Raw genomic sequence first — 13,491 nt, 5'->3', positions numbered from 1 at the left:
CACTGTTTATATTATATCTATTGTAAATACATTGATTTTCTTTTTATTATTTTCTCTGTTATTTTGGTATATTTTAATCAATATTTAATGAATAAAAATTAAGTAACATAATATAGGTAGCAGCGCTAATCCATATCTTTAGATCTAAGCAATGTTTTGATACGTTTTTTAAGAGCAGGGTGCGACATAAAACATTCAAATATCGATTTTGTTTTTTTACCATTAATACAAAAAACTATGATATTTTGTGGTTCTTGTGGCGGCTCACTGCTAATATTTAAACGCTGTAATGCAGCAATCATCTTTTTGGATCCGACTAATTTGGCTGCATGTGCATCGGCATAAAATTCTCGATGGCGTGAAAACCACATTACAATCATAGTAGCAAGCATGCCAAATATTAGTTCTAGTATTATTGTTACAATAATATAACCTAATGATTTAATTCGTGCATCATTTTCTATTGCACTATTGCAACGAATTGATACAGGACTAAATGTTATTTTTTTCACCATAAGACCAGCAAAAAAGATAACAAACGTATTCACAATACCTTGAATTAAACCCATAGTAACCATATCACCATTAGCAATGTGAGAAATTTCATGAGCAATTACTGCTTCAGTTTCATCATAGTTCATATGTTTCAACAACCCACTTGACACAGCAATGAGTGATGAATTACGACGAAAACCAGTAGAAAACGCATTAATATTCTTTGCTTGATAAATTGCTAGTTGAGGCATTTTAATTCCAGTTTGTTTAGCTTGACAACTGACTGTTTTTATTAACCAGTGTTCGCTTTCATCATGTGCGTATTCAATAATTACGCCATTAACAGCACGTAAGGCCATAGACTTAGAGAGTAATAGTGAGATAAAAGAACCGCTAAATCCTAAACAAGACGATATAATAAGCAAATTTTGAATATTATTTGATTGTATTCCAATTAAATTAAGAAACAATCCAAAAACAAGCATCACTGATAAATGAGTAATTAAAAAAAGAAAAATGCGATTCATAATATATGGACCTTTTAAATATCCAAAATACATTTATATATATGTTTTACTTTTCAGTAAGCATTAGTAATGAATAGTATATAACAATTATAGAGATATAAAAAAGTACCTTAGTTAACATTCATTATTGCAAATTAATTTAAAATATACAAAAACTACAAAAAAGAAATTTAATACATTTCTAATCAATTTTATATTTATAAATATTAATATGATTAAGAAAAAATATTTAAGATGTTTCTTAATCTTTAAATTAAAAATAATGTTTCGCTACTTTTCAATATATATTTCATATTTATATTAGACATTCTACTTTATAATGTATCATTTAAAAATATTATTTATAATAGTTTTTCATGCGTATATATAATTATTTATGAAAAATATTTTTAGAACAAATAAATATGTTCAATATTAGTTGAACATAAGTTCGTAAATACAAGTATCACTAATAGTAACTAATGGTTATTAATTAAAATGGAAATTTTTTTAACATTTGGAAAATATTAAAAAGTTAAATTTTTTTATATTATAATTGAGTATAGTGATTTTATTTTACATTTCTTACCAATTAAATTATAGAAATTTTCATATTACACACAATATATAATATGATTGTTAGTAAAATATTACTAACCTGTTTTTTTTGTAAATTATGCTTGTAAATGTTCTGTATGTACAATAATAGACATACCAGATTCTAATCTTACGCGAATATCATCTTTAGTAATTTCAATAATTGTCGCATCCACGATGTCTTTTCCAACTTTTATTTTGACATTTTGTCCAACTTGTAATGTTGTAATATCAATGAAAGGTTTATATAATAAATTTTGATCAATATTATTAGAAATATTCGATATAATATCTGAACATTTTACTTTAGATTGATGGAGTGGCGATATATTTTTGTCGTATGGCATGACAGATGTATTTAAACGATCGTGATTATTTTGATTTGTCGCGTTTTCAAAAACTGCTCGTTTCTTATTTTTAAGATACTCACGCTGTGTTCGAACACGCAATTTTGCTTCTTCTAATTTTTTACGCGCATATTCAACATGTTGTTTGTTTAAAACACCACAAATGTTACCATCAAGATCGATGCGATTCACACCAATTTTAATGCAATACAGGTAACGCCAGCTCGAGGTATACAGACGTAATGCTGCACGTAATTGTGTTTTACTCATCTTATTTTCATCTTGAATACGTTCTATTATATCCTGAAAAATCCCTATTTTAAGCGGACGCACTTCACTTTTTATGCTAAAACATTGCGGAAAACGTTCTGCCAGAAATAAGATGACCTCTTTACTGCTTTTCAACTTAAGTTGATTTTCCATGAGATTTCCTAATTATAACAGATTTACCAATTCAATTAATCATGAATACTTATTTCAGTATAATGAGCACATTACGAAATACTATTTAATTTTTTGTTATTATAGATTGAACATACGGATATATCTTTAATTTTTACATTATACCACCTATTTAATAATACTAGTATTAAATATAAAATAATAAAAAATATATTTTATTAACGAATAGATTTTAATATCTTGTTATATATTTAATGTTATGAATATTCTATAATATAAAATATGATATTGTGATCAAAAATAGATTTATTTAGAAAATAATATAGATTATATCAAATAATATTGATAGATCATTTTTAGTCAATTTACATAGAGACAAATAATATCTAAATATATGTGTAACATATTTAAATGTTGATAAATTCAAAATAATCAGCGTAAAACGTTTATGTTATTATTAAGATAATAATCAAATCACATAGAGATGTCAATATAATTATTTATCAATATTCATATATACAAATTAGAGTTGTTGTAATTCAAATATCGTATTTATGATAGTAAAACATCATAACATATTCAATATAATCTTTGTATTATTATACATTATAAAAGAAAAATAAATATTTTTTCTTTTATTTCAATTTGATTAAAAATAATAAAAATATTGATTTTTAAATCAAAATAAATACCTTTTAAATTAAAAAATTCAACTTATTAAATGCAATAACTATAATATAGTTATTGTTGTAATCTACGTATTGGATAATATTCATTAACGAAATATTTCTTAATAAATATTATTTAATAATATTTAAATTAAAGAAGTTAAATATAAGAAACAATGCATTGAAAAGGATTTAGTAGTAATAAATAATTTTTTAAAATATATCATAAAAAATGATTTTTAAGATTTTGCGATCTATTAAAGATAGATCTATAACACTACGTTTATATTAAATTAAATACAAATAGTCCTTTTAAAAGATAGAAAGAGAAAATTAATTTTCTAAATTATTCTTACATATATTATTCCAATAATGTAATAGTAATATGAGTTTCTAATATCTGTGGTTTTTACTTTTATTTATAAGAAATTTTAATTTTTAATAAATAATAGAAATTACATTTTTATGAGATTATTTCTTTTTTAATAAAATAAATATATATGAATATTTCATTAATATTATAATAACTACAAAAGATTATAAAAAATTTAATACAATTTCAATAATTTTTATTCGACTATCTCAAAATTTTACATTTTATTAATATTTGTATAGCTACATATATGTATACTTAACTCTAAATAAGTTTTAGAAAAATTCATATATTTTCTTATAAAAATTAGAAAATATATTTTATGTATGCAATTTGTGTTAAGTAAACAATTAATTCTTTATCTTTAGTTAAAATATATATATTCTCTGAATTGTAATTCATAGCTATAGTATTAATCAAATTCACATAAGATACAGTAGTAAATTGTATAGGTTTTTCTTTGTATGTAATGATAATTATATCTATACTCCACTTAAATAAATTAAAATAATATAAAATTTAAAATTACCAATGAATATTTAATGAATTTCTATTCGAAAATTTGATTGTTAAATTTTATTATTGAAATTCATTCCAACAACGACCATCTCGAGTAATCATTGTCATAGAAGATATGGGTCCCCAGGTGCCCGCTTTATATGATTCTAGTGAATCTGCGTTTACACTCCATGCATTAATAATTGAATCAACCCAACTCCAAGCTGCTTCTACTTCATCACGACGAACAAAAAGTGCTTGAATACCTCGCATATTTTCTAATAAAAGACGTTCATACGCATCAGCTAAATGTGATTGATTAAAAGTTTGCGAATAACTTAAATCTAATTTAGTAGTCTGTAATTTATGTTTATGATCAAGCCCTGGTACTTTATTTAAAATTTCTATATCGACCCCTTCATCTGGTTGTAAACGAATAGTTAATTTATTTTTCGGTAATTTAGTATACGAATCTTTAAATAGATTAATTTGTGGACTTTTAAAGTATACTACTACTTCTGAGCACTTTGTTGGTAAACGTTTACCGGTACGTAGATAGAATGGGACTCCTGCCCAACGCCAATTATCAATATCAACACGAATAGCTACAAACGTTTCAGTATTGCTCAGTTTGTTTGCACCTTTTTCTTCTAGATAACCAGGCACTTGTTTTCCTTGTATATAACCAGCAGTGTATTGACCACGTACAGTCTTTTCAAGCACATTTTTATGATCAATGAAACGCAATGAATTAAGAACTTTAACTTTTTCATCACGTATTGCATCAGCACTCAGATCCGATAATGGGGACATCGCAATCATGCTCAGTATCTGAAGTAAGTGATTTTGAATCATATCACGCATTTGACCGACTTTATCGAAATAACCCCAACGACCTTCTATGCCTACTTTTTCTGCTACAGTTATCTGTACATGATCAATAGCACGATTATCCCAATTATTAATAAAAATGGAATTTGCGAATCGTAATGCAAGTAGATTGAGTACTGTTTCTTTACCAAGATAATGATCTATACGAAAAACTTGACTTTCTTCAAAAAATTTTCCGACATTATTATTGATTTCTTGTGATGTTAGCAAAGAGGTTCCAAGAGGCTTTTCCATTACTACACGTGTTGGTTTAGAGTTAAGTTTTGCATTGCCTAAGCCCTTACAAATATTAGCAAAAGTAGATGGTGGCATAGCAAAATAATTAATAGTAATTCGATTTTTTTGATCAAGCATTTTGCCTAGTTTGGCAAAATGTGAAGTTTGATTAACATCTAAATTGCAGAAATCTAGACGTCTACTAAGATTAAACCATACTGTTTCGTCAATTTTTTCTTGCATAAAATTTTCTAACGCTTCACGTACTACTTTTATATATTCTTCCTTATTCCAATCTGCACGTCCTACTCCAATAATACGTGTAGCTACATGCATTTGAGTAGCTTTTTCTAATTGATATAATGAAGGTAATAATTTTCGTCGTGCAAGATCACCTTTAGCACCGAAAATTACCAAATCACATGCTTCGGCTATTTCTACAAATGTCATTTTGCTTTTCCTCCTTACTGTACGCATATATGAGTATTATTCTTATGATTACATATAAATTACTAATACTTATATTTTCTTATTTTTAAGTACAGTATGTTTCTTGCTTATTTGGACATAAATCTGATATAATATTCTTAATGTAGGATAGATGTAGTTAAAGTATTTGTATAAGTATTTTTGGTATTTTAATTTAACTCAATAGTAGTAAATTTATTCGCAATCAGATTACTAAAATGTTTATATTTATTTTTATAATATTACAACTGTAACTTTTATAAGCGATCTTAAAAAAATAAATGTACATTACATATAGTTCAATTCTTAAAAGTATAACTAACCTTAATGTATGCTTTTAATTAATAGATATTATAAATTAAATATGTAAATACATTGAAAGATAACAATATCAATTTGTTCAATTTTAACTTCCAGTTAATATAAATTGTGTATTCCAAGAAATAAAAGGTGTGTTTTTATAACATCAAAACTTAAAAAACAAAATAATTATAGATCAATGGCAGTAAATAAGATGTATTAAAATTTTCGCAATATTTTAAATATATTTTAAGATTAAATTAATAACGTACATGATTGCACGTGGATATTGTATTTGTAGTGTTGTCTAAATAAATATCTTTTAACGATGAAAATAACTAACTTTATAAATTTTGAAATTTATTTTTTATTGCAATTAAGTAGATTTTTTAAAAAGTGTCAGTTATGCTTAATATTATTATTAAATTATAGAGTTTAATAAGCAATATTGATCAATTAAACTTATTATTTACATAGAAGCTTAGTTTTAGACTTGTTATGTTTAATATTTAACTATGACATTTATAAGCATTGATAATAGCAGTTTTTTTTAAAAAATATATTTATAAAAGAACTATTTCCATATCGACAGAAAAGTGTTAAAAATTATACAAGCATAAATAACTTAATATAAATATACGATATATTAATATTACAAGTACCTACATCAAATTAAAACATAACAAGAACCATATTTTTCAATATTAGATAGTATGCCAAAATTACAATTAAAAAAATAAATATATCTGTATTCTAAATTTGAAGTTTAGAACTATTCATGATCATATTCAATATGTGATGGAAAGGTATTTTCATTCTACATAAGAATAGGTGATTAATGGAGTCTTCTATGCATAAACATGTTAGAAGAACTAAGAACATTATAATTTTGAAATTAACTACTAATATTGATCACAATTTTTAAAAGTCTATTCATGTAAGTACATATAGGGCGTAAAATAAAATTAAGTCATTATATAGCTATTTTAGTTGATGTACAAAACTATAAGATACAATTTTGACTTTTAAAGAAAAGAAGATATTTTTATAAATTGGAGTTAAATATTTGCTAAATGCAAATTTACATCAAAGTCAATCAGATAAACAAAAAATTAGTGTCAATTACAAAAACTTTTTAAAATATATATTCGAAACGATATTTTGTTATTCGACGATGAGTATATAAAACTGAAAGTTCTAAAAGTAGTGCATAAGAGTTCTCAAAAAAGTTAGTGTCGACGTAGTTCTATTTAATAATAAAACATACATATTTTTGTGCTAACTTAATAGAAATTTAAAAAATTAATTCGTCATCCTTATTAATTAAATCATGCTATTATTACTACTACTCAAATGATATAATTGATGATTATTAATCTGATTGCTATATAAAATGTAGTAATGAATGAATAAAGCTTTTCCAAATAGTACTAATATTGTAAAGGTATCAGCAGAAACTGCTATTAATTAATATGCAGTAGTAACTGTATCGCTATTAGCTAAAGTATTTTTAAGTACAAAAATTCATGTTACTCATATTTCTAATAATATTTTTAATATGAGATGTTGAAATATGCAACAGATAATTTCTATTTTAATGAATTGCATTAATGACTTTACGTATCACATCGTACTTACCGATTTGCCACATCATGCCATGTAAAGGTAAATTATAAACTTGATCTCACTCTATCGTGGGATAGATACTGCTGTATTTCGATAGTAGTAATAATATATGAGCTTTTTATGGTACTTTGCCTTTAGCAAAGGAAAAGATTTTTTATCAGATAATTTACTAACGGTCACTCAAGGTGATGTAATGGCAAGATAGATATTGCTAATACTATCGGTCTTTTATATCTACAGCAATGTTGAGTGTAATTTTTGATTTTTCGATTTATTTTTAAAAAATTTATTAAGCCTGTCTTTATATATGAATAACTAAATTTATATTTATTACATAAATATAAATTTTATTTAAAATAGAAAAATAGTTAATAAATAAATCAATTAGACGTTGATGAATTGAAACCAATGAATGCTCTATTTTAATGGATATAAATCATTACGCGCATAGGGTTCTATCTCTCCTTGTTTTCGTGTCTTTAACAACTTTAAAACCCAGGTATATTGTTCAGGAAAAGGTCGTACAAATTTTTCTATCTCTTCATTTACACGACGAGCTAATGTTTTATTATCAGCGCTTAAGAGATCATTCATTGCTGGACGTACATAAATCTCTAGACGATGTGTCATACTATTATATACTGGAAACATTGGAACTATACATGCATGACATACTTTCATGAGACGACCTAAGACAGTCAATGTGGCTTTATAAGTAGCAAAAAAATCTACGAATTCACTATTTTCGGTTCCATAATCTTGATCGGGTAAATAGTAACCGTAATAACCTTGACGTATAGAATTAACAAAAGGTTTTATGCCATCTTTGCGAGCATGCATGCGACCTCCAAAGCGACGGCGTATAGTATTCCATAAATAGTCTATCAACAAATCACTTTGATGATGGAACATGGCAGCCATCATCTTACCTTCAGAAGCTAATAACATAGCTGGCATATCTACACTCCAACCATGAGGTACAAGAAATATAACATTTTCTTTTTTATTTTTTAATGCATCAATGATTTCACGACCATACCATTCTATACGTTTACGTAAATTTTTCGAGTTGTATAGAGCTAACTCTACCATCATAACTATAGCCTGTAATGCAGTAGAAAACATATTTTCAATAATCTGTTCACGTTGTACTTCATTCAGTTCGGGTAAGCAATAATAAAGATTAATACGTGCTCGACGACGCGCATTTTTTGCTAATTTGCTAATTAATTTTCCTAATACATTTAAAATAGGATCACGTATTTTAACAGATAACATAGACATACATATTAAGAAACTAATTACTAGCCAACTGAACCAGTATTTTGGGCGTAAAAAGGAACTTTTAAAAACTGGAACAAATTCAATTTTATTTTTTATGTTGCTTGTTTTTCTAGTTTTCATAAGTTGCCTTTTAGAATAAGCAATTTACATAATTGTATGTATGATTTTTTAAAGAATCTAAGATATTAAAAAATTAAAAATAATTTTAAACTATGTATGTTTTAAAAAAATTATTTCGTCAATTTTAATTGATTGAATCTTTCCACTATGTTCTACATTATTTATAATATCATACTAATATTAATTGTGAAGATTATCTGTTAATTTTAATTTAAGTTTTGAGAAAATTTCTTACTTACTTCTTTTTTTTGTTGGATTGATATTTATCTTATTAAGATCTTTTAAGTCCTTCTCAATTTAAGACAATTAACAATAAATCACTGATGAAATAATCACAATTATTAAATATAAACAGCATTTAAAAAATATTAAATTAATTTAATTGATTTATTGTAGTTACTGAAGCAAATAATATATTCTTGCGAAGTCGTAAAAAAATTTTAGATAGCTGTAGCAATCTTTATTAATGTTAATTTCTGTAACGAAAGAATTAAAATTACTCTAAGGTAACTGTGTAATAGAAACATACCATTAATGGATAGCTAGTTTAACTTGTAATCCAATATCAATGGATTGATATGCTTACTTGATTTCATTGTCCGGTAGCTATTGGGATTTTAGAATTAAGTACAAAATAAGTTATGAATCATAAACCGTAATGTTTTTTAACATCAGTATAAGGATCATAAAAATAATAAATATTTGTTCATTCTGAAAGAAGTTGTATTTTTATATGTTTATCTGTCCTTAATAACTCTAATTTGAGAGACTTAAGATTTAAATTTAGTACTAAGCTAGGTTCTATAAAATTAGTTCTAATAACTTTCCATAAATTATATATTTTTAAAATCTATATATGTATATTTAAATGTATATATGCATTACGAAGCAATAATGTTATTTTATTATGCTGCGGATTAGAAGTTTCTAATGTTTTTCTATTTATGGGTTTTTTGACTAGAAGTTTTTTAAATTTAAGTATATTAGAACTGTGCAAATTTTTTAATGAGAGTTTAGCAAAATGTCTAATAAGAAAACATTCTTTTTCTAGACTATCCATGTTATCCGTTTTAGTTTAGATAAATACAATGCTGCATAAAGTTTAAAAGCATTATCTGTCAAAATAATTCAATTGAATATAATTCTATTAGTATTATAGAAGAGAAAATAAATCCAATAAGTTTAATTGATGTCCTAACCGTCAACATGTTAGAAAATTATATAACAACAATAATCAAAAAAAAATTTAAAAATAAAATACTTTTAATTACCAAGCATAATACATTATTTGATGTTGTAAACCAATTCATGTAACAATGTTACATATACAAATTAAATTGTACTATTAAGTTTACTAGCATATTAATTTCTTTTTTTATCAAAGTTAAATAAATATTTATGTAGTTATAGTCACATGTAATATTAAAAAATATTAATCTCTCATCAAAATATAGTAAAATACTTACGGTACTTGATTCTAATCGAACTCAAATATCAAAATCATTACGTATCATACTAAAATTAGTATTATTAACTACAAGTAAACTAATACATTGTATTAACTCGCAAAGAATGTATGTGCAGAAAATATTATATATTGATTCAACGTGATATCATCATCATTAAATTTTTTTATGAATTTGTAGTGTAAAAGTAACCTCAATACTGTTTGATTGACATTAAAACATCTACAATCTGATCATCTGTATGATATCTCACTAAAAAAGCTTTTTGGAAAAAAGATGCAGCATGTGTTATTCGTTTGTATTCTTTTAAAAAAATCTAAATTGCCGGTATTTATAACCAATGCAATGTATAGATACAACAAAAGAAAAATCCCCTTATATAATTATAATTGAATCGGTAATCTAGATCATTAGTTCTATTGTAGAAATAATAATATTATCTTAAATAATTTACATATAGTAATTACTAAGATTGATTAATTGCTAAGGCTTAATAACTATATATAGTATTTTAAAAAACTAAAAAGTATTATAAAATCAGAAAGTTATTAAAATTTTTTCTTATTTAGCATATATATGTCATAATTAATATTACTTTAAAAATTTATAAAACATCTTAATTGAGAAGAAAAGTAGTTGACAATGATCGAACTAATATTACTTGGAGAAGTCAGTGGAATATTTTTGACAATAATAGCAGCTTGGTGCTTGGTTTATGAGGTAGTTTATAATCTAGCATGCTTGTATGTGCTTTTTTGCAATACTCTATATTAATATTTCATTGCTTATTAGCATCATAGCACGTAATTCATTACTGAACACGATCAACCCATGCCATGCATGCATGCTATATAGTATTCTACTTAATAATATATTTAGCGTTTATTTAAGGTTAGTAGAACCACGGTTTCTTGTATCGACTGATGTTTTACTCGGAATTATAAATCGCACAGTACATTATAACTGGGTTTAGTATTGTGAATTATAAAGATGTGCATATAGATTTAAGAGACTATACATTTTGAGATTTATTAGCAATGACTCCAAATTATTTATAGTTCTTAGGATCCGCACAACGATTGTAAGAGTTGTACTTATATGGTTATCGGAATGATTATTGTTAATAAATCTTGATATAGTAATTAGCACAGGTCTATTGAGTTAGTACTCAACATATATTCTTTATTTTAATGTAAGTCATAAAATTGACTAATCGGAGCAGAGTACCTATGAAATTTATCGGGTGATCATCATAACTTTATTGCTTATTTTTTATGATGTAAACTGCACATCGTAACTCATTTTATCCGAAAAAGTAGGTATTCTAGTTAGAATATTCAATATGATTGATATCGTAGATAGGCCGGTCTGTTCCACCATACACCACATACCAGTTGTCCGCTCTATGTATTATATAATTAATTTTATCATAGGTATTATTAAAAAATCTACAATCTAATATTATTGTGTTGCTTTTTAATACGCAAATGATTGTAAGCATAAGATGTGGCAGTACGTCCGCGTGGTGTACGCTGAATAAATCCCTGTTGAATTAGAAACGGTTCAATAATATTTTCGATAGTTTCACGTTCTTCACCTATTGATACTACTAAATTATCTAACCCCACCGGTCCTCCCGAAAACTTATCAACAATAGTCAAAAGAAGCTTACGGTCCATATCATCCAGTCCTAAATTATCAACATTTAACATATCTAAAGCCATAGATGCTGTTTCGCCATTTATATTACCATTAGTTGTGACTTCTGCAACATCACGAACTCGGCGTAATAGACGATTGGCTATTCTCGGAGCTCCACGTGCACGACGTGCTATTTCGAGTGAACCTTCTTTAGTAATTATTAAATCCAACAATTGTGCACTTCGAGTAATAATGTTCTGTAAATCAGTAATATCATAAAAGTCTAAACGCTGTATGATACCGAAGCGATCACGTAAGGGAGATGTAAGAGAACCTGCACGCGTCGTTGCTCCGACTAAGGTAAAAGGTGGTAAATTGAGCTTAATAGAACGAGCGGCTGGACCTTGTCCAATCATGATATCTAACTGATAATCCTCCATTGCAGGGTATAATATTTCTTCTAAAACGATAGATAAACGGTGTATTTCATCAATGAATAGTACATCATATGGTTTAAGATTAGTTAATATAGCCGCTAAATCGCCCGCTTTTTCTAGTATTGGAGCTGAAGTAGTACGCAAATTTACGCCTAATTCATTAGCAATGATATGAGCTAACGTCGTTTTACCTAATCCTGGTGGACCAAAAATTAATACATGATCTAAAGCATCACCACGTTGTTTTGCTGCTTTAATAAAGATTTCCATTTGTTCTCTAACTTGACGTTGACCGATATATTCTGATAGCAACTTAGGGCGCATAGCACGCTCAAAATGGTCTTCCTCATTAAAAGAAGAATTAGAAACTAAGCGATTTACTTCGATCATCCACTACCTCACATAACGCTACACAACGCTTCACGAATTAAAGTTTCGCAATTCGCGTCTGATGTTATCACTTTGTCAATCATCTGATTAGCTTCTTGTGGTTTATAGCCTAACGATATTAATGCTGCCACTGCTTCTTCTGCTGCATGATGAATTTGCAACGTACTACACGGCGATGTAGTGCTCAACACACAGTCAGAACCTGTTGTATTTAATGTCTTATTATAAATACGTTTAAAGCGATCTTTCATTTCCATGACAAGCCGATTGGCAATTTTTTTACCTATACCTGGTAATTTTACTAATAATTCGATTTGATCGCATTCAACACAGTGCATAAGTTGTTCTGTAGATATACTAGAAAGAATAGATAGAGCTAATTTTGGACCAACACCACTCACCTTGATTAATTCACGGAATAAATTGCGTTGTTTTGTATTGCTAAAACCGAATAATAACTGTGTATTTTCACGTATTATAAATTCAATAAAAATTATTGCTTCTTGGTTAATCTTAGGAAGTTTATAAAAACAAATCATTGGCATATATACTTCATAACCAACACCATGTACCTCGATTAATACTAACGGTGGTTGTTTTTCCAGAATTTCACCTCGTAAACGACCAATCACCTATATTCTTCCTTAATTTCGTCAATTAATTAAGTATAATAATATAAAATCATATAAATAAAAATTTTGATTTTATATCATCTTTGATACTGCGTAAATCTTTTATTGTACTCAAAATAGTAACAAGACATCAT

6 protein-coding genes are annotated in these 13,491 nt (G+C 26.4%); all 6 read right to left on the bottom strand.

The window, feature by feature from the left end; genetic code table 11:
* Positions 1–125 precede the first annotated feature (125 nt).
* Positions 126–1,022, bottom strand: coding sequence for a protease HtpX (gene htpX, locus BMSBPS_RS01140; protein WP_046201090.1), 897 nt, complete (start codon positions 1,020–1,022; stop codon positions 126–128).
* Between the two features lie 653 nt (positions 1,023–1,675).
* Entirely contained in the window at positions 1,676–2,368 is a 693-nt protein-coding gene (gene proQ, locus BMSBPS_RS01135; RefSeq protein ID WP_022564589.1) for an RNA chaperone ProQ, read from the bottom strand.
* A gap of 1,599 nt (positions 2,369–3,967) precedes the next feature.
* A complete protein-coding gene (gene zwf / locus BMSBPS_RS01130; RefSeq protein ID WP_046201089.1) occupies positions 3,968–5,443 on the bottom strand; it encodes a glucose-6-phosphate dehydrogenase in 1,476 nt (491 codons plus the stop codon).
* A gap of 2,361 nt (positions 5,444–7,804) precedes the next feature.
* Entirely contained in the window at positions 7,805–8,791 is a 987-nt protein-coding gene (gene lpxM, locus BMSBPS_RS01125) for a lauroyl-Kdo(2)-lipid IV(A) myristoyltransferase (protein WP_022564587.1), read from the bottom strand.
* 2,914 nt (positions 8,792–11,705) lie between these two features.
* Positions 11,706–12,725 carry a Holliday junction branch migration DNA helicase RuvB gene (gene ruvB, locus BMSBPS_RS01115; protein WP_022564586.1) on the bottom strand — a complete coding sequence of 340 codons (1,020 nt, stop codon included), beginning with the start codon at positions 12,723–12,725 and terminating at the stop codon, positions 11,706–11,708.
* An 8-nt stretch (positions 12,726–12,733) separates the two neighbouring features.
* Positions 12,734–13,357, bottom strand: coding sequence for a Holliday junction branch migration protein RuvA (gene ruvA / locus BMSBPS_RS01110; RefSeq protein WP_046201087.1), 624 nt, complete (start codon positions 13,355–13,357; stop codon positions 12,734–12,736).
* Positions 13,358–13,491: the final 134 nt, after the last annotated feature.

This window comes from Candidatus Pantoea carbekii, assembly GCF_000971765.1.
Taxonomy (GTDB): Bacteria; Pseudomonadota; Gammaproteobacteria; order Enterobacterales; family Enterobacteriaceae; genus Pantoea_A; species Pantoea_A carbekii.
Note: the sequence above shows the minus strand (reverse complement) of the source record. Positions and strands in the feature narration are given on the sequence as shown.